This window comes from Ruegeria sp. N11 (assembly GCF_056531525.1).
Map to the genome: position 1 here is coordinate 19,764 of NZ_JBQFLX010000002.1, position 26,340 is coordinate 46,103.

The 26,340-nt window shown below is 59.0% G+C and carries 26 protein-coding genes; 12 read left to right on the forward strand and 14 right to left on the reverse strand.

Features of this window, described 5'->3' with window-relative positions; translation table 11 throughout:
- Positions 1–112 precede the first annotated feature (112 nt).
- Entirely contained in the window at positions 113–1,501 is a 1,389-nt protein-coding gene (locus tag ACR0J8_RS01975) for a 1-acyl-sn-glycerol-3-phosphate acyltransferase (protein ID WP_480522893.1), read from the reverse strand.
- Between the two features lie 143 nt (positions 1,502–1,644).
- Here ACR0J8_RS01975 and ACR0J8_RS01980 point away from each other — a divergent pair, with 143 nt between their 5' ends.
- The 3 genes from ACR0J8_RS01980 (at position 1,645) to deoD (ending at position 4,782) form a co-directional block, all read left to right on the forward strand.
- Positions 1,645–3,612, forward strand: a complete 1,968-nt coding sequence (locus tag ACR0J8_RS01980; protein WP_480522892.1) for a methylmalonyl-CoA mutase family protein — start codon at positions 1,645–1,647, stop codon at positions 3,610–3,612.
- A gap of 122 nt (positions 3,613–3,734) precedes the next feature.
- The gene (locus ACR0J8_RS01985) at positions 3,735–4,052 is read left to right on the forward strand and encodes an H-NS histone family protein (RefSeq protein ID WP_480522891.1); all 318 of its coding nucleotides are present in this window, start codon (positions 3,735–3,737) and stop codon (positions 4,050–4,052) included.
- A 16-nt stretch (positions 4,053–4,068) separates the two neighbouring features.
- Positions 4,069–4,782, forward strand: a complete 714-nt coding sequence (deoD, locus tag ACR0J8_RS01990) for a purine-nucleoside phosphorylase (RefSeq protein ID WP_480522890.1) — start codon at positions 4,069–4,071, stop codon at positions 4,780–4,782.
- Positions 4,783–4,825: 43 nt separating this feature from the next.
- Here deoD and ACR0J8_RS01995 read toward each other — a convergent pair whose 3' ends face one another.
- From ACR0J8_RS01995 to ACR0J8_RS02050, 12 genes are all read right to left on the reverse strand, one after another.
- Positions 4,826–5,671, reverse strand: a complete 846-nt coding sequence (locus ACR0J8_RS01995) for an urea carboxylase-associated family protein (protein ID WP_480522889.1) — start codon at positions 5,669–5,671, stop codon at positions 4,826–4,828.
- Positions 5,672–5,989: 318 nt separating this feature from the next.
- Positions 5,990–6,136 (reverse strand): hypothetical protein, encoded by a 147-nt coding sequence (locus ACR0J8_RS02000; RefSeq protein ID WP_170614418.1) that lies wholly within the window; start codon positions 6,134–6,136, stop codon positions 5,990–5,992.
- Positions 6,137–6,272: 136 nt separating this feature from the next.
- Positions 6,273–7,052 carry a succinate dehydrogenase iron-sulfur subunit gene (locus ACR0J8_RS02005; RefSeq protein WP_480522888.1) on the reverse strand — a complete coding sequence of 260 codons (780 nt, stop codon included), beginning with the start codon at positions 7,050–7,052 and terminating at the stop codon, positions 6,273–6,275.
- 97 nt (positions 7,053–7,149) lie between these two features.
- On the reverse strand, positions 7,150–8,817 hold the full coding sequence (locus tag ACR0J8_RS02010) for a glycosyltransferase family protein (protein ID WP_480888813.1): 1,668 nt from the start codon (positions 8,815–8,817) through the stop codon (positions 7,150–7,152).
- Between the two features lie 63 nt (positions 8,818–8,880).
- Complete coding sequence (gene sdhA, locus ACR0J8_RS02015) at positions 8,881–10,686, reverse strand: succinate dehydrogenase flavoprotein subunit (protein WP_170614413.1); 1,806 nt, start codon at positions 10,684–10,686, stop codon at positions 8,881–8,883.
- A 19-nt stretch (positions 10,687–10,705) separates the two neighbouring features.
- Positions 10,706–11,077, reverse strand: a complete 372-nt coding sequence (gene sdhD / locus ACR0J8_RS02020) for a succinate dehydrogenase, hydrophobic membrane anchor protein (RefSeq protein WP_170614412.1) — start codon at positions 11,075–11,077, stop codon at positions 10,706–10,708.
- A gap of 13 nt (positions 11,078–11,090) precedes the next feature.
- Positions 11,091–11,477: a succinate dehydrogenase, cytochrome b556 subunit gene (gene sdhC, locus ACR0J8_RS02025; RefSeq protein ID WP_170614411.1), complete on the reverse strand. Its 387-nt coding sequence runs from the start codon at positions 11,475–11,477 to the stop codon at positions 11,091–11,093.
- Positions 11,478–11,682: 205 nt separating this feature from the next.
- Positions 11,683–12,354, reverse strand: coding sequence for a DUF1194 domain-containing protein (locus ACR0J8_RS02030; protein ID WP_480522886.1), 672 nt, complete (start codon positions 12,352–12,354; stop codon positions 11,683–11,685).
- A gap of 52 nt (positions 12,355–12,406) precedes the next feature.
- Positions 12,407–13,435 (reverse strand): MaoC family dehydratase, encoded by a 1,029-nt coding sequence (locus ACR0J8_RS02035; RefSeq protein ID WP_480888814.1) that lies wholly within the window; start codon positions 13,433–13,435, stop codon positions 12,407–12,409.
- Positions 13,435–13,641 carry a DUF1737 domain-containing protein gene (locus tag ACR0J8_RS02040; protein ID WP_170679708.1) on the reverse strand — a complete coding sequence of 69 codons (207 nt, stop codon included), beginning with the start codon at positions 13,639–13,641 and terminating at the stop codon, positions 13,435–13,437. The genes ACR0J8_RS02035 and ACR0J8_RS02040 overlap by 1 nt, the downstream gene beginning before the upstream one ends.
- Positions 13,642–13,653: 12 nt before the next feature.
- Positions 13,654–14,208 (reverse strand): NnrU family protein, encoded by a 555-nt coding sequence (locus tag ACR0J8_RS02045; protein ID WP_321249260.1) that lies wholly within the window; start codon positions 14,206–14,208, stop codon positions 13,654–13,656.
- 6 nt (positions 14,209–14,214) lie between these two features.
- The gene (locus ACR0J8_RS02050; RefSeq protein ID WP_170679705.1) at positions 14,215–15,072 is read right to left on the reverse strand and encodes an HpcH/HpaI aldolase/citrate lyase family protein; all 858 of its coding nucleotides are present in this window, start codon (positions 15,070–15,072) and stop codon (positions 14,215–14,217) included.
- A 167-nt stretch (positions 15,073–15,239) separates the two neighbouring features.
- Between ACR0J8_RS02050 and ACR0J8_RS02055 the strand changes: the two genes are divergently transcribed.
- Complete coding sequence (locus tag ACR0J8_RS02055) at positions 15,240–15,554, forward strand: hypothetical protein (RefSeq protein WP_480522884.1); 315 nt, start codon at positions 15,240–15,242, stop codon at positions 15,552–15,554.
- Positions 15,555–15,558: 4 nt separating this feature from the next.
- Here ACR0J8_RS02055 and ACR0J8_RS02060 read toward each other — a convergent pair whose 3' ends face one another.
- Complete coding sequence (locus ACR0J8_RS02060) at positions 15,559–16,314, reverse strand: sulfite exporter TauE/SafE family protein (RefSeq protein WP_480522883.1); 756 nt, start codon at positions 16,312–16,314, stop codon at positions 15,559–15,561.
- A gap of 161 nt (positions 16,315–16,475) precedes the next feature.
- Here ACR0J8_RS02060 and mdh point away from each other — a divergent pair, with 161 nt between their 5' ends.
- From mdh to odhB, 8 genes are all read left to right on the forward strand, one after another.
- Entirely contained in the window at positions 16,476–17,438 is a 963-nt protein-coding gene (gene mdh / locus ACR0J8_RS02065) for a malate dehydrogenase (protein ID WP_170614403.1), read from the forward strand.
- Between the two features lie 330 nt (positions 17,439–17,768).
- Positions 17,769–18,962, forward strand: coding sequence for an ADP-forming succinate--CoA ligase subunit beta (gene sucC / locus ACR0J8_RS02070; RefSeq protein WP_480522882.1), 1,194 nt, complete (start codon positions 17,769–17,771; stop codon positions 18,960–18,962).
- A gap of 45 nt (positions 18,963–19,007) precedes the next feature.
- Positions 19,008–19,676 (forward strand): hypothetical protein, encoded by a 669-nt coding sequence (locus ACR0J8_RS02075; RefSeq protein ID WP_480522881.1) that lies wholly within the window; start codon positions 19,008–19,010, stop codon positions 19,674–19,676.
- Positions 19,677–19,695: 19 nt separating this feature from the next.
- The gene (locus tag ACR0J8_RS02080) at positions 19,696–20,217 is read left to right on the forward strand and encodes a hypothetical protein (protein WP_480522880.1); all 522 of its coding nucleotides are present in this window, start codon (positions 19,696–19,698) and stop codon (positions 20,215–20,217) included.
- Positions 20,218–20,236: 19 nt separating this feature from the next.
- The gene (gene sucD / locus ACR0J8_RS02085) at positions 20,237–21,118 is read left to right on the forward strand and encodes a succinate--CoA ligase subunit alpha (RefSeq protein ID WP_170350627.1); all 882 of its coding nucleotides are present in this window, start codon (positions 20,237–20,239) and stop codon (positions 21,116–21,118) included.
- 206 nt (positions 21,119–21,324) lie between these two features.
- Complete coding sequence (locus ACR0J8_RS02090) at positions 21,325–21,864, forward strand: DUF805 domain-containing protein (protein ID WP_170614399.1); 540 nt, start codon at positions 21,325–21,327, stop codon at positions 21,862–21,864.
- Positions 21,861–24,818, forward strand: coding sequence for a 2-oxoglutarate dehydrogenase E1 component (locus ACR0J8_RS02095; protein ID WP_480522878.1), 2,958 nt, complete (start codon positions 21,861–21,863; stop codon positions 24,816–24,818). Before ACR0J8_RS02090 ends, ACR0J8_RS02095 begins: the two co-directional genes overlap by 4 nt.
- Positions 24,819–24,821: 3 nt before the next feature.
- Positions 24,822–26,339 carry a 2-oxoglutarate dehydrogenase complex dihydrolipoyllysine-residue succinyltransferase gene (gene odhB / locus ACR0J8_RS02100; RefSeq protein WP_480888815.1) on the forward strand — a complete coding sequence of 506 codons (1,518 nt, stop codon included), beginning with the start codon at positions 24,822–24,824 and terminating at the stop codon, positions 26,337–26,339.
- Position 26,340 lies beyond the last annotated feature (1 nt).

The window sequence follows — 26,340 nt, forward strand, 5'->3', positions numbered from 1 at the left end:
TTGGCCTCCTTTAGTCAGTTCGTTTGCCGCGACGCAGAATCGCGCCCGTTAACCGATGGAATATTGGCCATCGAGTAACATTGCAATAGATATTGACAGTGTTTTTGTAATTTTATGACCCAGCAGTTGCAGAAAGACCTTTCGCTTCTGCAGCATAATACGCCTCGATTTCCTTTGGTGCAGAGGCCGCATAGTAGTTCAGAAGATCCAATCTTTGCCCAGAGGATGAGATTTTTCCGTCAACCTGTCGCAATACCCTGCGCTCGACCAGCTGGTTGACAGCGGACGTGATCGCATCGCTGTTGGATTCGGATCCGCCTCCGTCCCGCTGCATGAAGCGGGCGATCAGGTCGGTCAGCATTGCACCGGGCATCTCGCCATGCTCGCGCACAAGCCAACAGGCTGCAGGCGCAGGCACCAAGGGTATCGCCTCGCCAATACGCGCCATCAGCAGACGTGCGAGATCGGTCATAAGATCCTTGCTGCCACCTGCCCGATAGGCCCGCAGCGAAACAGGCTCGCCATAGCGCACGGAGGCAAGGCCGAACCTTGTGTATCGACCAATAATGCGCCGCCAGACCTGCTTGAGCATCCAACGCGTCACAACCCCGATCCTTGCGCGAAAGCGCCGCTCGCTTCCCAGCGCAGCCCGGGTCAGAATCGTATCTTCCAGTACACGATCATAGTTCAGCGCCACAGGGACAAAGACCACATCCCGTCCATCGGATGTGGTCCCGTCTATGATGTATTTAAGCAAGCCAAGCTTGGGCCGCCCCAATGCGCCCGTCAGGCTCAGCCCGCCTTCGGGGAACATCGCCTGCGTAACACCGGCCTCGGTCGCATGACGCACATAACAAGCCAGTACATGACGGTAGAGGTCACTTCCCGATTTACGCCGGATGAAATACGCGCCCATCGCCCGGATAAGGCGGCTCAGCGGCCAGACGCGCGCCCATTCTCCGACCGCGTAAGACAGAGCCGATTGCTGCGCTGCCAGGTAGGTGACAAGTACATAATCCATGTTGCTGCGATGGTTCATGACAAAGACAACCGTCGCTTCGGGATCTATTTTCTTTAAGGCGTCCTCGTCCTGATGGCTCAGTCGGACTTCGTAAAACGCGTTGCTCAGCATGCGCGCGATACGGATCGCAAAGCTGAAATAGGCAAAGGCTGAAAACGACGGAACGATCTCACGTGCAAAACGGCGGGCCTGCTCGAAGGCGACGCCTTCGGGGATGCCTTCTTCACGGGCATGTCGCTGCACCGCATAGCCAACCTGTGGGTCGTAGATGAGCCTTTCGATCATGTCATGCCGCCGGGCCAGCTTGAACGGCTGAATCGGCCTTTGCAGCCGCTGGTTCAGGCGCGACACGGCCCGCTCCAGGCGGCGGCGAAAAAACCAACGCACCGACGGGAACAGAAAATGCGACGCAAAAGTGACCGCAGCGAAGACCACGATCAGTACAAACAGCCAAAGCGGAAGTTCCACGGTCTGCGTCATGGCGGCACAGTGCCATTATTCCAAAACACCTACAATCTGAACAATTAGGGATGCCGCAACGCAGCGAATTGACATATCCCAAAAATTGCGCTTTAGAACCCTTAGACGAAATTATGTTGCCCACCCAAACGCGAGGCCCACCCATGACGCAGATGCAGAAAGACCGCCCCTGGCTCATCCGAACCTATGCTGGTCATTCCACCGCACAGGCCTCGAACGCGCTGTATCGCAGCAACCTGGCCAAAGGGCAGACCGGCCTGTCCGTTGCCTTCGATCTGCCGACTCAAACGGGGTATGACAGCGATCATACGCTGGCACGGGGCGAGGTGGGTAAAGTGGGTGTGCCCGTCTGCCATCTGGGTGACATGCGGGTTCTGTTCGACCAGATTCCGCTGGAGCAGATGAACACCTCGATGACGATCAACGCCACAGCGCCCTGGCTGCTGGCGCTTTATATCGCCGTGGCCGAAGAACAGGGCGCGGACGTTTCCAACCTGCAGGGCACTGTTCAGAACGATCTGATCAAGGAATACCTGAGCCGCGGCACCTATGTCTGCCCGCCGAAACCGTCGCTGAAGATGATCGCTGACGTGGCCGAATACTGCTACACCAACGTGCCGAAGTGGAACCCGATGAACGTGTGTTCCTATCACCTGCAAGAGGCTGGCGCGACACCTGAACAGGAACTGGCCTACGCGCTGGCCACCGCCATCGCCGTGCTGGATGAACTGCGCCCGCGCGTTCCGGCCGAAGACTTCCCCGCGCTGTGCGGACGGATTTCGTTCTTTGTGAATGCGGGAATCCGCTTTGTCACTGAAATGTGCAAAATGCGGGCATTCGTCGACCTTTGGGATGAAATCCTGCAACAAAGGTATGGGGTCGAAGACCCCAAATTCCGCCGATTCCGCTATGGCGTTCAGGTGAACTCTCTGGGTTTGACTGAACAACAGCCTGAAAACAACGTCTATCGCATCCTGATTGAGATGCTGGCCGTGACGTTGTCGAAAAAGGCGCGGGCCCGGGCGGTGCAGTTGCCTGCTTGGAACGAAGCATTGGGTCTGCCGCGGCCCTGGGATCAGCAATGGTCGATGCGGATGCAGCAAATTCTGGCTTATGAAACCGACCTGCTTGAATTTGGCGACCTGTTCGACGGCAACCCGGCCGTGGATGCAAAGGTCGAAGAGTTGAAAGAGGGTGCGCGGGCCGAACTGGCAAACCTCGAATCGATGGGCGGTGCTGTTGCCGCGATCGAATACATGAAATCGCGGCTGGTGGATTCCAACGCGGATCGCCTGAACCGCATCGAGCGCAATGAGACCGTCGTGGTCGGCGTGAACAAATGGACCGAAGGCGAACCTTCGCCGCTGCAAACCGAAGATGGCGGCATCATGGTCGTCGACCCGGCGGTTGAACAGGAGCAGATCGGGCGGCTGAACGACTGGCGGGCGGACCGCGACGACAACACGGTCGCAGCAGCTCTGGCGGCGTTGCGCGAGGCTGCGCAATCCGGGGCCAACGTCATGGAACTCTCGATTGCCGCCGCCAAGGCGGGCGTAACAACCGGCGAATGGGCCGAAGAGATGCGCAAGGTGTACGGCACCTATCGCGGCCCGACCGGCGTTTCTGGCTCGGTCTCGAACAAGACCGAAGGCCTAGAGGATCTGCGGGCCGCGGTGGACGCGGTCAGCGACAAGCTGGGGCGGCGTCTGAAGTTCCTGGTTGGCAAGCCGGGGCTGGACGGTCATTCCAACGGAGCCGAACAAATCGCCTTCCGTGCCCGCGATTGCGGTATGGATATCAGCTATGAGGGCATCCGCCTTACGCCCGAGGAAATCGTGGCGGCCGCGATCGAGGACGACGCCCATGTCATTGGCCTGTCGATCCTTTCCGGCAGCCACCTGCCGCTGGTACAGGATGTCATGGCCCGACTTCGCGAAGCCGGACTGGATCATATCCCGGTCATTGTCGGCGGCATTATTCCGGATGACGATGCGGCAAAACTGAAATCATTTGGCGTTGCCCGAATTTACACGCCAAAAAATTTCGAACTGAATGCGATCATGGGCGATATTGTCACCTTGGCCGATCCAAAAAACCTTGCAGCGGAATAACGCACAAAACCGAGATTAATTCCCAGTTTCTATTCCCAAACCCGAATGAATGGATTACGGCATTGTTCGGGATGCGAAAGGCCAATTGGCCTTTGGTAAAATAAATGAATGGGAGAGAAATAATGGGGATCAATCTGGACAATATGCCCCGCAAGGACCTGTTGGAATTGCGCGATCAGATCGAAAAGGCACTTAAAACAGCGGAAAAACGCGAGCGCCAAAACGCCTTGAAAGCGGCGGAACAAGCGGCAGCCGAATTTGGGTTTTCACTGGCCGAGTTGTCGAGCGACGCGCCGCGTGGACCCAAAGGCTCAAAAGCTAAGGCAAAATACCGCAATCCGGCCGCACCCGAACAGACCTGGTCTGGCCGCGGTCGCAAACCGCAATGGGTACATGACGCGCTGAAATCGGGCGCGGATATCGCAGATCTGGAAATCTGACAGGGCTGGCCGGAAAATGACTATTCATATCGGCGCTGAAAAAGGTGAAATCGCTGAAACCGTTCTTTTGCCCGGTGATCCGTATCGGGCAAAATGGGCGGCGGAAACGTTTCTGACGGATGTCAGAAAAATCAATGACGTGCGCGGAATGCTGGGCTTTACCGGCACCTGGAAGGGAAATCCTGTAACCATTCAGGGCAGCGGTATGGGAATGCCGTCCCTGTCAATTTACGTCAATGAACTGATCCGTGATTATGGCGCGAAAACCCTGATCCGCATCGGCTCGTGCGGTGGAATGCAGGACAGCGTCAATATCCGTGACGTTATTCTGGCCATGACCTCGACCACGCTCAGCACGCCTTCGCGCGGGATCATGAAAGAACTGAATTTTGCCCCCTGCGCCGATTGGAGGTTGTTGCAGGCCGCAGCCAGCGCCGCGCAAGCCAAGGGCACGACCACGCATGTCGGCGGCATCTATTCGTCGGACGTATTCTACGATGAGCGTCCGGATCTGAATGAACAGATGGTCCGGCACGGTATTCTCGGCGTCGAGATGGAAGCCGCAGAGCTTTATATTCTGGCCGCCCGCCACAAATGCCGGGCGCTGGCGGTTCTGACCGTCTCAGACCATCTGCTGACCGGCGAGGCGCTGCCGTCGTCAGAACGTGAAAGCAGCTTTGGCGACATGGTCGAAATCGCATTGCTGGCCGCGTTCCCGGACGCAACGTGACCAAACTAGGGGCGATCCTTTCGCCCCTTATTGCCCCGTCAGGCTAACGCCCATGCGATCGGTCATACCCGTTCGGATCAGGGCTTACCCAGCCGTCCAGCGCACCGTCCAACGGGGCAAAGACTTCAACCAGCAACGGATGGCAGGTTGCGGTATCCGAAGAATGCACGGATGAACAATCCCCGCCCGGACATGCGCTCAGATTGCCTAACAGGTCGATCTCGGCAAAGAACTCCAGGTAATCGCCCGGACGGACGGGTGACGCCTTCATGAAATACTGACCGGTATCTCGCGTGAATCCGGTGCACATGAAAACGTTAAGGACGTCGTGAACTGCCTGCTCAGCCTCGGACATCTCAATTCCCAGATGGTCCGCCAGTGCGCGGGTCAGATTGGAGTGGCAGCAATGGTGGTATTGCGTCCCCGACAACAGGTTTCCGGTGTAAGGATCACACCGGGTTCCAATCACATCATGCACGGACCCGCCAAATTCGTCGATCCCGTACCAGTCCAGCGTGTCTTCGACAATCGTGGCCAGCGGGCGCAAGTTGGGAAAGCTTGACCACATCCGCTCTCCGACTGTCAGATGCGTGCCATGCAGGGCGCGGGACTTTCCGGAATAGAATCGTTCCGATAAGTCGTTGAGATTCCATATATTCAGATCGCCGACCTGCGGCCCTTCGACAGAGGTGATGCGAAAGAAGTGACCCGCCGGCACCTCGAAACACCGGGCGTCGCGCGGGGGCACCAACACCTCATCCGTCTTGATCGCATCCCTGCGGGCGCGCTGGTACAGCGCAAGATCAGGCATGGGCAAAGTGTCATTGGGATAACAGATCACCGGTTTTATCGCCCGGCGGGCCGCAGCATCATCAGGGGGCAGAGCCATCAACAGTCCATCCAGCTTTTTGGCCAGAGTGCCTCATATCGCCTGACCTGAAAAGCCTCGGCGTTCCGGCTAGGTCTGATTCCTCAGGCATTGCGTGGGCTGATCATTTGTTTGGACAACGGCCCCACAAAAAGCGCAGGACCACGTGCCCTCTTTCAGATGCTGACGCCACCGGCAATCCCGGGTCAGAGACGAATGGCGCGACCTCCAAAAGAAATAGGCAAATACACCCGCAGCGAGCAAAAGCAGAAGAACTGGCATGGTTCTGCTTTGCTCATCTGTCGGTGAATTTCAAGAGCGTTGCCCTTGCCGCACGCATCAAGCTGCGTTTGCGTATTCGAACAACTCAGGCTCACCCTCAGCCAGCCGCAGCACAGGTTCAGGCGTGTAATAGGCCCAGGCCTGATCCAGAATTTCCAGCGCTTCGGACGCGTTGATCTTTTTGTTTTCTTTAGATTTTTTCATCGGAGTGATCCCGTTAGATCCTGTCACTCCTCCCTGTCGCAAAGATATAGCTGCAGGGTCACCGCTGCATCATACAATTTTGCAGACGGGCAATGCGCTTGCCGCAAGGCGGCAAGCACATATTGTCGTGTTTCGATTAAACGGCGCGCTCAACCATCATTTTCTTGATCTCGGCAATAGCCTTGGCCGGATTAAGCCCCTTGGGGCAAGTCTTGGCGCAGTTCATGATCGTATGGCAGCGGTACAGCTTGAACGGATCTTCCAAATCATCCAGGCGCTCGCCCGTGGCCTCATCCCGGCTGTCGATGATCCACCGATAGGCGTGCAGCAGAGCGGCGGGGCCGAGGTAACGATCACCGTTCCACCAGTAGCTGGGGCAGGACGTCGAGCAGCTGGCACACATCACACATTCGTAAAGGCCATCCAGTTTCTTGCGATCCTCGATGGATTGCTTCCACTCTTTCGCCGGGCGGTTGGTCTTGGTTTCCAGCCACGGCATGATGGAGGCGTGTTGCGCGTAGAAATGCGTCAGGTCGGGGATCAGATCCTTGACCACCGGCATATGCGGCAGAGGATAGATCTTCACGTCGCCCTTGATCTCGTCCATGCCATAGATACAGGCCAGCGTGTTGATCCCGTCGATATTCATTGCGCAGGAACCGCAGATGCCTTCACGGCAGGACCGGCGGAACGTCAGGGTCGGGTCAATCTTGTTCTTGATGTAGATCAGCGCATCCAGAACCATCGGACCACAGTCATCCATATCAACGAAATATGTATCCACGCGCGGGTTCTGTCCGTCATCCGAATTCCAGCGATATATCTGGAATTTGCGCGCGTTGGTGGCGCCTTCCGGCTTGGGCCAGGTTTTGCCCGTGGTGATACGGGAATTCTTGGGAAGCGTTAATTGAACCATTTTTGGACTCTCCGGCAGGGCATCGGCAGTTCAGGTCCGCACTTGTTCAGCGCGGGATAGCGGCGTTCAGGTCCACCACAGACGAGACAAGCTTTTTTCACTGGCTGACCTCCGCTGCGGTTTCATGTTCGCCTTCAACAGGAAGTGTTTCGACCACTTCCAGAATAGTTCGGACTCTGGCCTCAAACGAATGAGTCTCGCGCATGTGGCTGGCAAATTTCAGGCGCTTACGGCGTTTTGCATCGGTTTCAGATGACGCAGCTTCAATGGCTTTACCAAAGCTTTCTTCGTCGTCAAACAAATATACATACTCACGCAGATCTTCGGGCAACCATCCGACGTCGTCGGAAAGAGGCACTGAGCCACAAGCCAGTGTGTCGAATATACGATTGGACGCCTGGCCATTCTCCTTCATCTGCGGAGTATGATCATTCAGCACAATGTCTGCTTGCGAATAGACTTCGGACAGGCGGCTGTTTTCAACTCGATCACCGCGTACGAACTCAGCATATTCGCTGGCCTTCCAACCCGGTCCCCAGATGTTCAGGTCGCGTTCAGAGCGGGCAGCGTACCCGACGGAAACGCGCTCAAATCCTGCGCGGCTTCTGCCGACGAAAACGATCCCGTCTCCGCGAAGATTTTCACGAGGGTGCATGGTGTGTGAATCGAACCCTTGAGGCAACAGAGACGATTTCTCTGCCATCTCGCTTTCCAAAGCGGCAGCATACATCAGCCCGGATGCCCAGAATACATGGTCGGCCTCGTCGTAGTTTATCTTTCGAATCCCCTTCGAGATCGCCCAATAAAGACATTTCCGACCGGGTTGCCTCCCGAAATTCGCTCGCCCCCGCAGCACAAGATCAATCCCACCGGGTTTCGAATTCCTGTACCATTCATCTGCCGGATCGATCGTTGTTTTGTACCCCAGCCGAGAAAATGCCTTGGCCAGGCCGAGGGCAAAGTAATAGTCTCCCCAGGCTGTCAGCGTCTCACGGTTGGGTGCGGCTACTTTGATGGATACATCCGGATTTCGCTTCCAATCTGCGGGCAACAGCCTTGGACATGCAGAAAGCCACCGGCTTTGTTCGGCGGGAACAATATCGACTGCATCGAAATATCGCTCGACACCGTATTCTTCGATATCGGTATCCTTAAACCTGGCCAGTATTTCGTCATATGCGTCGGACAGCACGTTGCTGTCCGGATCAAGGCCCGTGACGATTACGAGACCCGTCGGTGCGCAATCGACAATCTCAAGCTCCAGGTCCGGACGATACGCCTGAAGAATAGGAACGATTTTCCATACATCACCCGTCCAGTCGCTGGTCGGACCCTGACCACGCTGGCGGGCCGTGATGGCGCTGTTCCAGGGGACGCAATCGTGCATCACGATCACGCTATCCGCGGAACAGTACCGCTCGGTGTTGATGAAGTCGCGCAGCAGGAATTCCATCAAATGCATACCGTCAAGGAACGCCAGATCGACGGTGACCCCAAGAACGGCAAGTCGGTTTTCAGCAAAAAATTCGTCGCTGGTTTGCTGGAACAGATACAGCTCGGGTTTTGCACCGATCAGTTCGTGTCGCACCGCGAAACTGGGATCGACCGATATGGATTTCGCATCGCTCAAACGCAGACTGGCACCTGTCTGGGTTCCAACCTCGAAATACCATTCCGGTTTCAGATTCAAGTGCAGACGCCGGAGGAATTCCAGATAGTCAAGCCCATCAGCAAGGTGGAAACCTTTTTGGTGTTGCTTAGCCATTCCGACGTTTTCTCCGACAACGCATGCAATCAAAACCTCAGAGTTTTACCTTGCCCCGAACCCTCAGAACGTCCGCGCCTTGGGCGCGATTTTCTTCAGGTTTATGCCACCTTGATCTTCGGTCGTCAGCGGATCGACAATAACGGGGCGATAGCTGAGATCGACCTTGTTGCCCTCGACACGGCTGACGGTGTGAACGCGCCAGTTTTTGTCATCGCGTTCGGTGAAGTCTTCATGGGCATGGGCGCCGCGCGATTCCTTGCGGGCTTCGGCGCCGACGATGGTGGCCAGCGCGCTGGGCATCAGGTTTGTCAGCTCCAGCGATTCCATCAGGTCGCTGTTCCAGACCAGGCTGCGGTCGGTGACTTTCAGGTCGTCCATCTTGGCCGCGATCGCGGTCATCTTTTCGACGCCTTCCGCCATGGTCTTTGCAGTCCGGAACACGGCTGCATCGGCCTGCATGGTCCGCTGCATCTCGAGCCGCAGATCAGCGGTCGGGATTGCACCATCGGCATTGCGCACAGCGTCAAACCTGTCGAAGGCCTTGTCGACCGACGCCTGATTCAAAACAGGATTCGCCGCATCTGCGTCCACCACCTTACCGGCGCGGATCGCTGCCGCACGGCCAAAGACCACCAGGTCGATAAGCGAGTTCGACCCCAGACGGTTCGCACCATGCACCGAGGCACATCCTGCCTCACCCACGGCCATCAGGCCCGGAACCACGGCGGTCGGGTCTTCGGCGGTCGGGTTCAGAACCTCGCCCCAATAGTTCGTTGGAATGCCGCCCATGTTGTAGTGCACGGTCGGCAGTACCGGAATCGGTTCCTTGGTGACGTCAACGCCGGCAAAGATCTTTGCGCTTTCCGAAATGCCCGGCAGACGTTCGGCCAACGCTTCTGCCGGCAGGTGGCTCAGGTTCAGGTGAATGTGATCCCCGTCCTTGCCAACACCGCGTCCTTCGCGGATCTCCATGGTCATCGAACGCGAGACATAGTCACGTGGCGCAAGGTCCTTGTACTGGGGCGCATAGCGCTCCATGAACCGTTCGCCTTCCGAGTTGGTCAGGTATCCGCCCTCGCCCCGTGCACCTTCGGTGATCAGGCAGCCGGACCCATAGATGCCGGTTGGGTGGAACTGAACGAACTCCATATCCTGCAGCGCCAGACCGGCACGGGCCACCATGCCGCCACCGTCACCGGTGCAGGTGTGGGCCGAGGTGGCGCTGAAATAGGCGCGGCCGTAACCACCCGTGGCCAGCACAACCATCTTGGCATTGAAGACGTGCATCGTGCCGTCGTCCAGCTTCCAGCAGACGACACCCTGACACTGCCCGTCTTCGGACATGATCAGGTCGATGGCGAAATACTCGATGTAGAATTCGGCGTTGTTCTTCAGCGATTGCCCGTAAAGCGTGTGCAGAATTGCGTGACCGGTTCGGTCAGCCGCCGCGCAAGTGCGCTGCACTGCGGGGCCTTCGCCGAACTCGGTAGTGTGACCGCCAAAGGGACGCTGATAGATCTTACCCTCTTCGGTCCGGCTGAACGGCACGCCGTAATGCTCCAGTTCATAGACCGCCTTGGGAGCCTCGCGCGCAAGATATTCCATCGCGTCGGTATCACCCAGCCAGTCCGAGCCTTTGACGGTGTCGTACATGTGCCATTGCCAGTTGTCGGGGCCCATATTGGCCAGCGACGCGGCAATACCGCCCTGCGCGGCAACCGTGTGCGAACGGGTCGGGAAAACCTTGGTTACGCAGGCTGTGCGAAGCCCCTGCTCGGCCATGCCCAGCGTGGCGCGCAAACCGGCCCCGCCAGCGCCGACAACGACCACGTCATATTCGTGTGTTTCGTATTCGTATGCAGCCATTTCGTTCAGCTCCGGGGTGTTACAGGGCGATGCGCGCAATGGCAAAGATGCCAGCGGCGGCAGCGGCGTAGGACAGGCAGATTGTCAGGATGATCAGGACCTTTTTCATCGTGCCATGCACGTAGTCCTCGATCATCACCTGCGCGCCGTCGGCGAAGTGCTTGAAACCGACCGCCAGGGTCAGCGCGGCGACAATGGCCGGGAACGGGCGCGCATAGTAGTCGAGCACCACGTCAAACGGTTGCCCCAATATCGGTCCAAAAGTGAAAATGAAAAGTGGCACAAGGATCAGCAAAGCAACCGAGCTGACCTTCATCGCCCAGAAATGAGCCGTGCCGGACTTGGCAGAGCCCAGGCCAATCGCACGCTTGCGGTCGGTAAGATAACGCATGAGGGCCTCCTAATTATCCGACGATCAAAAGGGTCAGAACGGTCAGTACAACGGAACCGATCACCACGGCCCAACCCAGCTTGTAGGCGGTTGGAATGTCCAACCCCACAGCGTTGTCCCAGATAAGATGGCGCACGCCCGCCAGCAGGTGATACCACAGGCCCAGCAACGAAAAGGCCATGATCAGATCGCCCAGAACCGAGGTCAGCCACCAGTTGGCCCGTTCGAATGCTTCGGGCGATGTGGCAGCGGCCAGGAACCACCAGACGATCAGCAAAGCGGCCACAATCATGGCGTTGCCGGTGATGCGCGTCAGGATCGACGTGACCGACGTCAGCTGCGGACGATAAATCGACAGATGCGGAGAAAGCGGGCGGTTGCCCCGATTAACATCGGCCATGGCGGCTCCTTTTCGGTTGGCTACCGAAGGTTTTACCGTTTTTTGAGGGTCTGTCACGTGCTGCGAATGCAAAAAGCCGCATATTCAGCCCAAAATCGCAGATAAAGTTTATATGTGATCACGGTAAATATTCTCGTGATCACAAATCACATATTGCGCCGCCTATGTTAGCGTTTTCAACGGCAAAGCAATGTGATCACGAATCTCATCTGCTCTGTCGCAAGCCCGCCGTCTGCTGCGTCACTTCGCGCAGCAGTTTCTTGCGGATACGCTCCGGGTAATCGTCAAATCCAGCCGCCGAGACGACAAATGCGCCCTCGCCGACAATGACATTCTCAAAGAAATAGGCGGTCAGATCCGGCTCGCTTTCTTCGATTGCGATGGCGTTTACGGTGATGCCCCGGCTGCGCAGAACCGCATGGAGCTGCGAGGGTTCAACCCCTTCGTTCGAAATCCCGTCCCCGGAAATGTCGATCAGGCGTCGTTTGCAGTCCGCAACCTCGTCAAAGCTGGGAACCGTCATCTCCAGTGCCTCGCCAATCGCCGTGGAAAAGTTGCGCCATACCCTTGGATCATCAGAAACCTGTTGGGAAAACCGGTCGAGCGCTTCGAAGCTGTCGATGCGGGTCCAGGGGATCGTGATCCTCTGACGCGAGGACCCAGTCCACTGGACAAGCATCAGTTGCGCCTGTCCCCTGACAAGTGCCTCGGACACAATGGGGTCGCGCAATCCAGCAGACAGGCCATCCATCTGAATACGGAACTCCTGCGCGTCGACCGATCCGGACACATCAACCGCCAGTGCCAGCGCCAGATCGCACGCGGCTGCCGGAGGGGCAAAGCAGAGGCAGGCCAGAATATTGCGAAGCCAAGACATGAACGCAGATTAGCATGGTTGGCGCGATCTGCGTTCAAATGAATGTAATCTGTCAGATCGGCATCAGGGCCCAGTAGTCCAGATCCAAAAGAACGTCCGGCAGGTATTTTCCGTCATTGTTTTTCAACCCAAACGGTTCACCCCCCTTGGTCGCCACCAGTCGCAGACGGATGGCACCAATGCCGGGCGTGCCGGTTTCAGCCTTGTCCAGAACCTCGCTCCACGCCTTGATCGTGTCGCCGGCAAAGCACGGATTGGCGTGGGCACCACCGTTCAGGCCGACGATCATCTGCGCGTTTGCCAGCCCGTTGAACGACAGCGCACGTGCCATCGAGATGACGTGGCCGCCATAGATCAGACGTCCTTCGGGTCGGAAGGTCAGATCGAAATGAACCTTGGCGGTGTTCTGCCACAGGCGAGTGGCCAGCATATGCTCGGCCTCTTCCACGGTCACGCCATCGACGTGATCGATGGTTTCGCCTGTTTTATACGCATCCCAGCGGTGGGATTCGCCGGATTGTACAAAGTCATATTTCGAGAAATCGAGGCCCTGCGGCACCACCAGATCTTGCGGGTCCAGCACTTTTTTCAGATCCGGAACAACCGTTTCCGGCGCAGGGGCATCGGGGTTCGCTTTGCGCACCATGACCCAGCGGACATACTCGATCACAACTTCGTCGCGCTGGTTCAGCCCGCGGGTACGCACCCAAACCACACCGGTCTTGCCGTTCGAGTTCTGCTTGAGCCCGATCACCTCGGATTCCGACCGAAGCGTATCGCCGGGATAGACCGGTTGCAGCCAGCGGCCCTCGGCATAGCCCAGATTGGCCACCGCGTTCAGCGAGATGTCGGGGACCGTTTTGCCGAACACGACGTGAAAGGCGGCCAGATCGTCAATCGGACTTTGCGGCAGGCCGCAATTCCGGGCAAATTCATCCGAGGAGTAAAGCGCGTGCCGCGCGGGATAAAGCGCGTGATACAGTGCACGCTCGCCGGTCGTGACGGTGCGGGGCACCGCGTGATGCAGAACCTGCCCGACCGAATAATCCTCGAAGAAATTACCCGGATTTGTCTTTGCCATTATTGCTGTCCCAGTTTCATGTCAGGTGAATAGTCGGCCGCAACCTCCTTGGTCACGGCCTGCGCGCAGCGCATGACGTTGCCGGCCGGATCGAATGCATAGGACGGCGATCCGTGCAATTCCCACCCTTTGGCCAGCGCGTCCGAAACCTTGTGGCAGAAGGCTGACGTGTCTTCCTCGGTCAGGAGACGGTAGAGCAATGCCATATTGTCAGCTCCTTACGAGGGGAAAGGTGAGGGGCCGACCAGCCCGTGGATGTAACCGATGACGCCCAGCAGAACAATCGAGGCCACAAAGAACATCGCGTCCTTGCCATAAGTGCCGGGTTCGCCGGGCGTCCATTCAGGCTCGGACCGGTTGATCACGATCACCTCGACTACAGCCCAGGCCAGAAGCCCGCCGAACAGGATGATCGACGCCAGATCACCGTTTACCAGCAGGTGCGCGAAGGCCCATGTCTTGAACCCGGCCAGCATGGGGTGGCGCATGCCGTTGAGCAGCTTTCCCTTGGTTCCTGCGGGGCTCATCATGAAAATCGCGATCAGGACCAACAGGTTGTTGATGTGGATCATGAAGGTCGGCGGCGACCACACATGGATGAAATCGGTCATGCGGTAGCCGAAAATCATCAGCAGGACCGACACCAGCAGCGCCAATGCCACCGCGCCCTTGCCCTTTTCGCCCATGGCGGCGCGCTGTTCCGGACGGACGCGTTTGAACAGATGCGCCGCCCACCAAAGCGCCACACCAAGAATCAGAAGAAGAAAACCCATTGCCGGCTACCCCGCTTGCAAAGCCAATATTGCCTCTGCTTTTGCCAGAATTTCTCGTGCGGTTACAACGTGAAGGTTTTCAACAATCTTCCCATCGACGACAGCAACCCCCTGACCCTGGGCCTCGACCTCTTCAAACGCGGTGATCTGACGACGGGCCAGATCGATCTCGGCGTCCGATGGCGCGTAGGCCGCATTGGTGACGTCGACCTGCGCCGGATGGATCAGCGTCTTGCCGTCAAAGCCCATGTCGCGACCCTGCGCGCATTCGGCGGCCAACCCGTCATTGTCCTTGAAGGCGTTGTAGACGCCGTCGACGATAATGAGGCCCTCGGCCTTGGCGGCCAGCAGGCACAGGCCCAATGAGGTCATCAGAGGCAGGCGGTCCGGGCGGAACCGGGTTTGCAGTTCCTTGGCCAGATCGTTGGTTCCCATGACAAATCCGGCCATCAGGGGATGCGCCGCGATTTCAGCCGCGTTCAGCATGCCGCGCGGGGTTTCCATCATCGCCCAGATTGGCAGATCGCCGGTGATGGCCGCCAGCGCGTCCACATCTGCGGCAGAGTTGACCTTGGGCAGCAGCACGACGTCTGCGTCCATGTCGCGCACGGCCTCGGCATCGGCGCGGCCCCATTCGGTGTCCAGACCGTTGATTCGCACGATCCGGACCCTGTTGCCGTAACCGCCTTGGGCCAGAGCACCTTTCAGCGTTTCGCGCGCATTGTCCTTTTCGTCTGCTGCAACCGCATCCTCCAGATCGAAAATAATCGCATCCACAGGCAGAGTGCGCGCCTTGTCCAGCGCCCGTTCTTTCGAACCGGGGATATAAAGAACGGAACGATAGGGACGCTGGCGCGGGTCCATCTGTCTTCTCCCAAAGAAATAATGTTGCGCGGAATGGGGCATTTTTTACCGGAAAGTTCAAGGCAAAAATCGCCGCAGCGCAGCATCGGCACGCAACGCTCGGCGGTTTAACCGGATTTCACGCCTCTGCCGTCAGCCTTTGAGGTCTTTCAGCAAAGAGGTCGGATATGAGGATGACGGTTCTGAGGATGACATTGGGTCTGATGATCATGGTCGCCGCCGCGCAGCAGGTCTTTGCCCGGCCGGGCACCTGCGCCCCGCGTCCGGACGTAACCGAGCGGTTGGCGGCCACATTCGGCGAAACGCGAAAAGGCATCGGAATTGCCCGCCAAGGCGCGGTGATGGAGATCTACGCGTCGGACGAAACCGGCAGTTGGACCATCATTGTCACCTTGCCTGACGGCATGGCGTGCATGGTGGCGGCGGGTCAATCCTATGAGGCGCTGGCGGATGCGCTGCCGCCAAAAGGTGACAAGATCTGACCCGTCAGGTTAGTGCATCCCAGATCAGCTTGGTTCCGGTCAGGGTCAGCAGGACGTAGGCGATGCCAAAGAACAGGCGCTCGGACATCATCCAGTGCGCCCGGACGCCCAGCCAGGCGCCAAGAATGGCGAAGGGTGCCAGCAGAAGGTCCGCCAGCGCGGTATGCCAGGTGAACAGGCCGAGAAAAGCATAGGGGACGAACTTGGCGACGTTGATCACCCAGAACACCAGAACGGTCGAGGCCTGAAACTCGGTCTTCGACAGGCGCTGTGACAGAAGATAGACGGCGGCGGGCGGGCCGCCGGCGTGGCTGACAAAGCTGGTGAAGCCTGCGACCAGACCGGCTGTCAGACCTGCCGTAGGCGGCAGCCGGTTGGCAAAGCCGCGCATCCAGCCCCGGGTTTGCGCGACGTGCCAGATCACGAACCCGACGGAGATCCCGCCGATCAGTAGCCGCAGCAGGTCGTCATCGGTGGCGCGATAGAGCCATGCGCCCAGCGCCACGCCCGGCACGCCACCCAGAATCAACAGGCGCGAATCCGGCCAGCTCCAGCGTTTCCAGTAGGGCCCCAGGGTGGCCACATCGATCACCATCAGGATCGGCAGCATCAGGGCAAGCGCCTGCCCCGGCTCGAGGATCAGCGCCAGAATCGACGAGGACGCAAAAGCCACGCCCGAGCCGAAACCGCCCTTGGAAATCCCCGCAAATATCACCGCCGGGATCGCCACGGCAAAAAACATCAGGTTCAGATCGAACATGCGGGCGGCCCCGATTTGGCATATTTCCCAGCCGGTTTAGCGCAAACTGATTGCCCGGCGCAAACGGTATGCGGTCGCATGCCGCGCTGCGCGGCCCTTGCGCGAAACCCATTTAAGGACTAGCAAAACCGCGATTTCAAAACCGACCGGAGATATTCCAAATGGCCAGACCCAAGATTGCGCTGATCGGCGCGGGGAACATCGGCGGCACGCTCGCGCACCTTGCAGCTGTCAAGGAACTGGGTGACGTTGTCCTGTTTGACATTGCTGACGGGCTGCCGCAGGGCAAAGCGCTCGACATTGCCGAGTCCGGCCCGTCCGAGGGCTTTGACGCGGCCATGTCCGGCACCAGCGACTATGCGGATATCGCAGGCGCGGATGTCTGCATCGTCACCGCAGGCGTGGCCCGCAAGCCGGGGATGAGCCGCGATGACCTTCTGGGCATCAACCTCAAAGTCATGAAGTCGGTCGGCGAAGGTATTGCCGCGCACGCACCCGACGCATTCGTGATCTGCATCACAAACCCGCTGGACGCGATGGTCTGGGCCCTCCGCGAGTTCTCGGGTCTGCCGCACAACAAGGTCTGCGGTATGGCGGGCGTTCTGGATTCGGCGCGCTTTGCGCATTTCCTGTCGGAAGAGTTCAACGTCTCGATGCGCGACGTCACAGCCTTCGTTCTGGGCGGCCACGGCGACACCATGGTGCCGTCGGTCCGTTATTCGACCGTCGCCGGCATCCCGCTGCCCGATCTGGTCGAGATGGGCTGGACCACGCAGGAGAAACTGGACGCCATCGTGCAGCGCACCCGTGACGGCGGTGCCGAAATCGTTGGCCTGCTGAAAACTGGTTCGGCTTATTACGCGCCCGCCACCTCGGCGATCGAAATGGCCGAGGCCTATCTGAAAGACCAAAAGCGCGTTCTGCCTTGCGCGGCCTATTGCAACGGAGAGTTCGGCGTCGATGGGATGTATGTTGGTGTGCCGACCGTTATCGGTGCCGGCGGCATCGAGCGGATCGTCGACATCAAACTGAACGAAGACGAGCAGGCGGGGTTCGACAACTCGGTCAACGCCGTCAAAGGTCTGATCGAAGCCTGCAAGGGCATCGACGGCTCGCTGAGCTAATCTCACGCCTGCACTAAAGCTGAGCCGGTCCGTTTCGGGCCGGCTCTTTTTTCATACTATCCGGACGACGACGGATTTCAGGACAAAACCCAATCGGCAGTGTTGGCGCAAACGTCGCAAATGCCTTTTTTGAATATGTTTTCCAGAGCGGTCAAAGAACTTTCGAATCAATAACGACGGCGGTTGAATTTTGTGATCACACGATAAAACGCTGTGATCACAAATCCGAAAAATCTTCGCTAATTTCCCCACCCCCATCAAAAAACCCTTTAAACTTGTCCCTTAGACCCCCCTATAACGGTTTAATCGTAGTCAGACGGGACAGTTTCGATGAACATTCACGAATATCAGGCCAAGGCTCTTCTTCGCAGCTATGGCGCTCCGGTCTCCGAGGGTCGCGCGGTTCTGCGCGCCGAGGAAGCCAAAACCGCAGCCGGTGAACTGGATGGACCGCTTTGGGTCGTCAAAGCACAGATCCATGCGGGTGGGCGCGGCAAGGGCTCCTTCAAGGAAGCCGATGCCGGTGAAAAGGGCGGCGTCCGTCTGACCAAGTCGGTTGAGGAAGCCGCCGATGAAGCCAAGAAGATGCTGGGCCGCACACTGGTGACCCATCAGACCGGCCCGGCTGGCAAGCAGGTCAACCGCATCTATATCGAAGCCGGTTCGGGCATCGAGCGTGAACTGTATCTGGCCCTGCTGGTGGACCGCCAGTCCAGCCGCATCTCGTTCGTATGCTCGACCGAAGGCGGCATGGACATCGAGGAAGTGGCCGCAGCCACGCCCGAGAAGATCCTGTCGTTCTCAGTAGACCCCGCGACCGGCTATCAGGCCTATCACGGCCGCCGCATCGCATTCTCGCTGGGTCTGGAAGGCGCGCAGGTCAAGCAATGCGTCAAGCTGATGAACCAGCTCTATAACGCCTTCGTCGAGAAGGACATGGAGATGCTGGAGATCAATCCGCTGATCATCTCGGACAAGGGCGACCTCAAGGTGCTGGACGCCAAGGTCGGCTTTGACGGCAACGCGATCTACCGCCACCCCGATATCGCCGAACTGCGCGACACGACTGAGGAAGATCCCAAGGAACTGGAAGCGTCAAAATACGACCTGAACTACATCGCGCTGGACGGTGAGATCGGCTGCATGGTCAACGGCGCGGGTCTGGCGATGGCGACGATGGATATCATCAAGCTCTATGGGGCCGAGCCTGCCAACTTCCTGGACGTTGGCGGCGGTGCGACCAAAGAGAAAGTAACCGAAGCGTTCAAGATCATCACCAGCGATCCGAACGTCAAAGGCATTCTGGTCAACATCTTCGGCGGCATCATGCGTTGTGACGTAATTGCCGAGGGCGTTGTCGCGGCTGTGAAAGAAGTCGGCCTGAAAGTACCGCTGGTCGTGCGCCTGGAGGGCACGAATGTCGAAAAGGGCAAAGAGATCATCAACACCTCCGGCCTGGACGTGATTGCGGCAGACAACCTGAAAGACGGTGCCGAGAAGATCGTGAAGGCGGTCAAGGGGTAAGCTCGGGTAGCTGGTTCAACTGCAGGGGCTGATAGGACATCCGGGATGCGCAGCGGTCTGAGAAACGCGTTTGAAACCTTGAGCTGGGCGCGGCGCCATAAAGGGCCGCGCTCGGGTCAGGGCTCGACGCTTGAGGCGACTGCTCCGCTGCGCGCGGCACTGCCCGGTATCTTTGAGAGGTATCGCGTCCGGACATTTCTTGATGCGCCCTGTGGGGACTGGACATGGATGCAGCATGTGGATCTGACGGGCATCGACTATACCGGCGGGGATATCTCGCTTGAGGTGGTTGACGCGGTCAAAGCCCGGCACGAGGCACCGGGTCGTTCCTTCATGCATCTGGACATCACGTCCGATCCGTTGCCCCGGGTCGACCTGATGAAGTGCCGGGATTGCCTGTTTCACCTGAAATGGTGGCTGCGCTGGGCCTTCTTCGAAAATTTCGTGCGAAGCGGGACACCCTACCTGTTGACCACAATGCATTACGTTCCCGTCAATAAAAGGCTGAGAGCCAATGCTGGCTTTCAAAGGTTCAGCCCCTGCGCCGCGCCATTTAATTTCGACGACCCCATTGAGACCATTTCGGAAACAGGCGAGATCAACCTGGACCCCGAGTATCTGCAAAGCCCGGCGGGGCGGAACCAGCGGTCATTGGGGATTTGGTTACGCGAACAGGTCATCGCCGCCCTCGAGCGGCACAGAGGTGCGTCATGAAAGGCGCTGAAACCCTATCATGATCCGTTGGGCATTCATATCGCTTTTGACGCTGGCGCAACCGGTTCTGGCGCAGCAGGGCGTAACGCTGCGTGATGCGGCGCAGGCCAATGTCACCGGCCTGACCTATTGGTGCGTCGAGGTGATGTTCCGTCGGGCGCAGGCCGCGCAGGCCTTTCCGGCGGCGGGGTTCACCTATCGCAAGGTCGATCGCGGCGTGAACGAATACGGCATTCATCGGGGCAGCAGCCACTATTTCGACGCACCCGCAAACACGGCGCATGCCGAGGTGGACGATACCAGCCGTCCCGCCGGTCTTTGCACTGTGTACACAACCCATCTGAATCAGGCGGACATGGCGGCGATCGTGGGCCGAACGCTTTACCAGTATTTTCCGACGACTGAGCAGTTCAGCTCGACAAGCTGGCATATCTCATTGGACGGCGGCTTGCCGTTGATCATCGAACTCTCAACCATCCAGAACAACCACAGATATGAAACTCCGGGCACTGTGCGCGTCTCTATGACCTATCCCGGCTAGCAGGAACAAAGGAAAGTAAATGGCAGTCCTCATCGACGAAAACACCAAGGTCATCTGTCAGGGCTTCACCGGCTCGCAGGGCACATTCCACTCTGAGCAGGCCATCGCCTATGGCACCAAGATGGTCGGCGGTGTAACCCCGGGCAAAGGTGGCATGACCCATCTTGACCTGCCCGTGTTCAACTCGGTCCACGAGGCCAAGCATGTGACCGAAGCCAACGCCAGCGTGATCTACGTTCCTCCGCCGTTTGCAGCCGACTCGATCCTCGAAGCGATTGATGCCGAGATGGAAGTGATCGTCTGCATCACCGAAGGCATCCCGGTTCTGGACATGATGAAGGTGAAGCGCGCGCTGGAAGGCTCAAGCTCGCGCCTGATCGGCCCGAACTGCCCCGGTGTCATCACGCCCGACGCCTGCAAGATCGGCATCATGCCCGGTCACATCCACAAGCGCGGCTCGGTCGGCGTTGTGTCGCGCTCGGGCACCCTGACCTATGAGGCGGTCAAGCAGACCACCGATGTGGGTCTGGGCCAGTCCACCTGCGTGGGCATCGGCGGCGACCCGATCAAAGGCACCGAGCATATCGACGTGCTGGAATGGTTCCTGGCCGATGACGAGACCGAGTCGATCATCATGATCGGTGAAATCGGTGGTTCCGCCGAGGAAGAAGCCGCGCAGTTCCTGGCAGACGAGGCCAAGAAGGGCCGCAAAAAGCCAACCGCCGGTTTCATCGCGGGCCGCACAGCCCCTCCGGGCCGTCGCATGGGCCACGCGGGCGCGATCGTCGCCGGTGGCAAAGGCGGTGCCGAGGACAAGATCGAAGCCATGCGCTCGGCCGGTATTGTCGTGGCCGAAAGCCCGGCACAGCTGGGTGAGGCTGTGCTGGAAGCGATTGGGTAAGTGACCAAGGACCGGGCATATGCTCTGAGTGCAGAGCCTGGAAAAAGGGTGGGCGAAAAACGTCCGCCCTATGTCCCTATCTTTTTACCGCGTAAATTGGCTACTTGGGCAATTCCATTCGTCGCGATATTGGCTGCAACATTCGCTCAATCCAAGGCTGCGTCCGCTGCCGATGGTCGGTTCGTAACGCGATGGTCGGTAAGCCCATGACCTTCTCTGACGCCATCCGCACCTGTTTCTCAAAGTTCTTCACCTTCTCGGGCCGTGCCTCGCGGCCCGAATACTGGTTCTTTTTCCTGTTCATCGTGATCTGGAACATCATTGCCGGTATCATCGACTGGCAGTTCTTCACTCAGGTCGCGGTCAGTGAAAGCGATGAGGTCAAGTCCGTCGCCGCCACGTCCCGGCAACCTGTGCAGAGCATTGTCGGCCTGATCGTATTCTTTCCGCATCTGGCCGTGGCCTTCCGCCGGATGCACGACACCGGGCGGAGCGGGCTTTATGCCCTGCTGCCGATCCTGCTGATTGTGGGCGCGTTTGCGGTTCTGATCTTTGGCATCGGCCTCGCCAGCCAGTTCCACGGTGGTACGATGGATATTCTGCTGACACGTGCCACGCTGCTGATCGTCATTCCGACACTGCTTGTTCTGTTTGTGTCGCCCCTTCTGGTGCTGTGGTGGCTGACCCGCCCCAGCCAGCCAGGCACCAACCAATACGGTCCCAACCCATATGAGGTAGCCCAATGACCGAACATTCGCCCAACTCAGCCTTTCATGCCTCGAGCTTCATGCAAGGGCATAATGCCGAATATCTGGAGCAGCTTTACGCCCAGTACACCAAGAACCCCGGTGCGGTGGATGCCGCCTGGGCCGAGTTCTTCAAAGCCATGGGCGACGACGCGCCGGATGTGCAGAAAGAAGCGGAAGGGCCATCCTGGGCACGCACGGACTGGCCGCCGGTGCCGGCGGATGACCTGACGGGTGCGCTGACCGGCGAATGGGCCGAGATCGACGCCAAGGCGGCAGGCAAGAAGATCAAGGACAAGGCTGCGGCCAAGGGTGTCGAGGTCAGCGACGATCAGATCAAGCGCGCGGTGCTGGACAGCCTGCGGGCCCTGATGCTGATCCGGGCCTATCGTATCCGGGGCCACCTGGCCGCCGATCTGGACCCGCTTGGCATGCGCGCCGCCAGCAACCACCCCGAGCTGGACCCAAGGACCTACGGCTTTACTGATGCCGACATGGACCGACCGATCTTCATCGACAACGTTCTGGGCCTGCAGATGGCCAGCATGCGTCAGATCGTCGAGATCGTGAAGCGGACCTATTGCGGCACCTTCGCGCTGCAATACATGCATATCTCTGACCCGGAAGAGGCCGCATGGCTGAAAGAACGGATTGAGGGATACGGCAAGGAGATCGCCTTCACCAAGGAAGGCCGCAAGGCGATCCTGAACAAGATGGTCGAGGCAGAAGGGTTCGAAAAGTTCCTGCACGTCAAATACATGGGCACCAAACGGTTCGGTCTGGACGGCGGGGAGGCGCTGATCCCCGCGATGGAACAGATCATCAAGCGCGGCGGCGCGCTGGGTCTGAGCGATATCGTGATCGGGATGCCGCACCGGGGCCGTCTGAACATTCTGGCCAACGTGATGGGCAAGCCCTATCGCGCCATCTTCAACGAGTTCCAGGGCGGCAGTTTCAAGCCCGAGGACGTGGACGGTTCGGGCGACGTGAAATACCACCTCGGCGCGTCCAGCGACCGCGAGTTCGATGGCAACTCGGTGCACCTGTCGCTGACCGCCAACCCATCGCACCTTGAGGCGGTGAACCCGGTGGTTCTGGGCAAGGTCCGCGCCAAGCAGGATCAGTTGAACGACACCGACCGCACTAAGGTGATGGCCATTCTGCTGCACGGTGATGCGGCCTTTGCCGGTCAGGGTGTCGTGGCCGAAGGGTTCGGTCTGTCGGGTCTGCGCGGGCACAAGACCGGCGGCACCATGCACATCGTCGTGAACAACCAGATCGGTTTCACGACCGCGCCGCACTTCTCGCGCTCCAGCCCCTATCCCACCGATATCGCGCTGATGGTCGAGGCACCGATCTTCCACGTGAATGGCGACGACCCCGAGGCCGTGGTACATGCCGCCAAGGTGGCAACCGAGTTCCGTCAGAAGTTCCACAAGGACGTGGTCATCGACATCTTCTGCTATCGCCGGTTCGGGCACAACGAGGGCGACGAGCCCATGTTCACCAACCCGATCATGTACAAGAAGATCAAGACGCATAAGACCACGCTGTCGCTTTATACCGAGCGGCTGGTCAAGGACGGCCTGATCCCCGAGGGCGAGATTGAGGACATGAAGGCGGCCTTCCAGGCGCATCTGAACAACGAGTTCGAAGCCGGAAAGGACTATAAACCCAACAAGGCCGACTGGCTGGACGGGCGCTGGTCCCATCTGGACAAGAACAAAGAAGAATACATGCGCGGCGAGACGGCCATCACACCCGAAACGCTGAGCGAAATCGGAGGTGCGCTGACCCGTGCGCCCGAGGGCTTTGCCCTGCACAAAACCGTGGGTCGTCTGCTGGATCACAAGAAACAGATGTTCGAGTCGGGTCAGGGGTTCGACTGGGCCACGGGCGAGGCGCTGGCCTTCGGGTCGTTGCTGACCGAGGGCTACCCGGTGCGACTGGCAGGTCAGGACGCGACGCGCGGCACGTTCAGCCAGCGCCACTCGGGTTTCGTCCACCAGGAAACCGAAGAGCGTTATTACCCGCTGAACCATATTCGCGCGGGCCAGTCGCAATATGACGTGATTGACTCGATGCTGTCCGAATACGCGGTTCTGGGTTTCGAATACGGTTATTCGCTGGCGGAACCCAACGCACTGGTTCTTTGGGAGGCGCAGTTTGGTGACTTTGCCAACGGTGCGCAGATCATGTTCGACCAGTTCATCAGCTCGGGCGAAAGCAAATGGCTGCGAATGTCCGGTCTGGTCACGCTGCTGCCGCATGGGTTCGAAGGTCAGGGACCTGAACACAGCTCGGCCCGTCTGGAGCGGTTCTTGCAGATGTGCGGTCAGGACAACTGGATCGTGGCCAACTGTACGACGCCTGCGAACTACTTCCACATCCTGCGCCGTCAATTGCACCGGACGTTCCGCAAGCCGCTGATCCTGGTGACGCCAAAATCGCTGCTGCGCCACAAGCTGGCGGTCAGCACGTCCGAGGACTTCACCACCGGATCAAGCTTCCACCGGGTGCTGTGGGACGACGCGCAGAAGGGTAATTCGGACACCAAGCTGGTTGCCGATGACAAGATCAAACGCGTCGTCATGTGTTCCGGCAAGGTCTATTTCGACCTGCTGGAGGAACGCGACGCGCGCGGCATCGATGACGTCTACCTGATGCGGATCGAGCAGTATTACCCGTTCCCGGCGCATTCGCTGATCAACGAGCTTGAGCGCTTCAAGGGTGCCGAAATGGTCTGGTGTCAGGAAGAACCCAAGAATCAGGGCGCCTGGTCCTTTATCGAGCCCAATATCGAATGGGTGCTGACCCGTATCGGCGCAAAACATACTCGCCCGGTCTATGCCGGTCGCGCTACCTCGGCCTCGCCCGCGACGGGTCTGGCCAGCCAACACAAAGCCCAACAAGAGGCGCTCGTGAACGAAGCGCTGAGCATTGAAGGAAAGTAAGCGATGACGATTGAAGTTCGTGTTCCCACGCTTGGCGAATCCGTCACAGAAGCCACGGTCGCAACATGGTTCAAGAAACCCGGCGACGCCGTGGCAGTGGACGAGATGCTGTGTGAACTGGAAACCGACAAGGTGACAGTTGAAGTACCCTCGCCCGCCGCAGGCGTGATGGGCGAGATTGTAGCGGCAGAGGGTGAAACGGTTGGCGTGAACGCCCTGCTGGCCACCATTACCGCCGGTGAAGGCACCGCCCCTGCGCCAGCTGCGGCCGCCCCGGCTCCGGCGGCAGCGCCGGCAGCATCCGGAGGCAGCGTCGACGTGATGGTCCCGACTTTGGGCGAGTCCGTTACCGAAGCAACCGTATCCACCTGGTTCAAGCAGGTTGGTGACAGCGTGGCGCAGGACGAGATGCTGTGTGAGCTGGAGACCGACAAGGTGTCTGTCGAGGTCCCGGCCCCGGCAGCCGGCGTTCTGGCCGAAATCGTGGCGCCCGAAGGGTCGACCGTGGACGCAACCGCGAAACTGGCGGTGATCTCGGGTGCGGCCGCTGGCACGGCGCCCGCACCGGCTGTTGCTGCCGCTGCGGCTGCTCCGGCGGCGGCCAGCGCTGGCAAGGACGTTGCAAACGCGCCGTCCGCCGAGAAGGCGATGGCCGAGGCCGGTCTGTCCTCCGATCAGGTCACGGGCACGGGCCGCGATGGCCGCATCATGAAGGAAGACGTGGCAAAAGCTGTTGCAGCGGCTACAGCCCCAGCGCCTGCGGCGGCTGCGCCCGCCCCCGCTGCCCAGGCCCCGCGCGCACCGGTCGCCGCCGAGGACGAGGCCCGCGAGGAGCGCGTGCGCATGACCCGTCTGCGCCAGACCATCGCCAAGCGCCTGAAGGATGCACAGAACACCGCCGCGATCCTGACCACCTATAACGAGGTGGACATGACCGAGGTGATGGCCCTGCGCAACCAGTACAAGGAGCAGTTCGAGAAGAAGCACGGTGTGCGGCTTGGCTTCATGTCCTTCTTCACCAAGGCTTGCTGCCACGCGCTGAAAGAGGTTCCGGAAGTCAACGCCGAGATCGACGGCACCGATATCGTCTACAAGAACTTCGTGCACATGGGGGTTGCCGCCGGCACGCCTCAAGGTCTGGTTGTTCCGGTCATCCGCGACGCTGACAGCATGTCCTTTGCCGCGATCGAAAAAGCCATCGCCGAAAAGGGCAAGCGCGCCCGTGACGGCAAGCTGTCGATGGCCGAAATGCAGGGCGGCACCTTCACCATCTCGAACGGTGGTGTCTACGGCTCGCTGATGTCGTCGCCGATCCTGAACCCCCCGCAATCGGGTATTCTGGGCATGCACAAGATCCAGGACCGTCCGATGGTCATCAATGGTGAGATCAAGATCCGCCCGATGATGTATCTGGCGCTGTCCTACGATCACCGGATCGTTGACGGCAAAGGCGCCGTGACCTTCCTTGTACGTGTAAAAGAGGCGCTGGAAGATCCGCGCCGCCTGCTGATGGATCTGTAAT

Bases quoted from the DNA above. Each gene is read 5' to 3' on its own strand.
- ACR0J8_RS01975 (WP_480522893.1), bottom strand. From the start codon at position 1,501: ATGACGCAGACCGTGGAACTTCCGCTTTGGCTGTTTGTACTGATCGTG.
- ACR0J8_RS01980 (WP_480522892.1), top strand. From the start codon at position 1,645: ATGACGCAGATGCAGAAAGACCGCCCCTGGCTCATCCGAACCTATGCT.
- ACR0J8_RS01985 (WP_480522891.1), top strand. From the start codon at position 3,735: ATGGGGATCAATCTGGACAATATGCCCCGCAAGGACCTGTTGGAATTG.
- deoD (WP_480522890.1), top strand. From the start codon at position 4,069: ATGACTATTCATATCGGCGCTGAAAAAGGTGAAATCGCTGAAACCGTT.
- ACR0J8_RS01995 (WP_480522889.1), bottom strand. From the start codon at position 5,671: ATGGCTCTGCCCCCTGATGATGCTGCGGCCCGCCGGGCGATAAAACCG.
- ACR0J8_RS02000 (WP_170614418.1), bottom strand. From the start codon at position 6,136: ATGAAAAAATCTAAAGAAAACAAAAAGATCAACGCGTCCGAAGCGCTG.
- ACR0J8_RS02005 (WP_480522888.1), bottom strand. From the start codon at position 7,052: ATGGTTCAATTAACGCTTCCCAAGAATTCCCGTATCACCACGGGCAAA.
- ACR0J8_RS02010 (WP_480888813.1), bottom strand. From the start codon at position 8,817: ATGGCTAAGCAACACCAAAAAGGTTTCCACCTTGCTGATGGGCTTGAC.
- sdhA (WP_170614413.1), bottom strand. From the start codon at position 10,686: ATGGCTGCATACGAATACGAAACACACGAATATGACGTGGTCGTTGTC.
- sdhD (WP_170614412.1), bottom strand. From the start codon at position 11,077: ATGCGTTATCTTACCGACCGCAAGCGTGCGATTGGCCTGGGCTCTGCC.
- sdhC (WP_170614411.1), bottom strand. From the start codon at position 11,477: ATGGCCGATGTTAATCGGGGCAACCGCCCGCTTTCTCCGCATCTGTCG.
- ACR0J8_RS02030 (WP_480522886.1), bottom strand. From the start codon at position 12,354: ATGTCTTGGCTTCGCAATATTCTGGCCTGCCTCTGCTTTGCCCCTCCG.
- ACR0J8_RS02035 (WP_480888814.1), bottom strand. From the start codon at position 13,435: ATGGCAAAGACAAATCCGGGTAATTTCTTCGAGGATTATTCGGTCGGG.
- ACR0J8_RS02040 (WP_170679708.1), bottom strand. From the start codon at position 13,641: ATGGCATTGCTCTACCGTCTCCTGACCGAGGAAGACACGTCAGCCTTC.
- ACR0J8_RS02045 (WP_321249260.1), bottom strand. From the start codon at position 14,208: ATGGGTTTTCTTCTTCTGATTCTTGGTGTGGCGCTTTGGTGGGCGGCG.
- ACR0J8_RS02050 (WP_170679705.1), bottom strand. From the start codon at position 15,072: ATGGACCCGCGCCAGCGTCCCTATCGTTCCGTTCTTTATATCCCCGGT.
- ACR0J8_RS02055 (WP_480522884.1), top strand. From the start codon at position 15,240: ATGAGGATGACGGTTCTGAGGATGACATTGGGTCTGATGATCATGGTC.
- ACR0J8_RS02060 (WP_480522883.1), bottom strand. From the start codon at position 16,314: ATGTTCGATCTGAACCTGATGTTTTTTGCCGTGGCGATCCCGGCGGTG.
- mdh (WP_170614403.1), top strand. From the start codon at position 16,476: ATGGCCAGACCCAAGATTGCGCTGATCGGCGCGGGGAACATCGGCGGC.
- sucC (WP_480522882.1), top strand. From the start codon at position 17,769: ATGAACATTCACGAATATCAGGCCAAGGCTCTTCTTCGCAGCTATGGC.
- ACR0J8_RS02075 (WP_480522881.1), top strand. From the start codon at position 19,008: ATGCGCAGCGGTCTGAGAAACGCGTTTGAAACCTTGAGCTGGGCGCGG.
- ACR0J8_RS02080 (WP_480522880.1), top strand. From the start codon at position 19,696: ATGATCCGTTGGGCATTCATATCGCTTTTGACGCTGGCGCAACCGGTT.
- sucD (WP_170350627.1), top strand. From the start codon at position 20,237: ATGGCAGTCCTCATCGACGAAAACACCAAGGTCATCTGTCAGGGCTTC.
- ACR0J8_RS02090 (WP_170614399.1), top strand. From the start codon at position 21,325: ATGACCTTCTCTGACGCCATCCGCACCTGTTTCTCAAAGTTCTTCACC.
- ACR0J8_RS02095 (WP_480522878.1), top strand. From the start codon at position 21,861: ATGACCGAACATTCGCCCAACTCAGCCTTTCATGCCTCGAGCTTCATG.
- odhB (WP_480888815.1), top strand. From the start codon at position 24,822: ATGACGATTGAAGTTCGTGTTCCCACGCTTGGCGAATCCGTCACAGAA.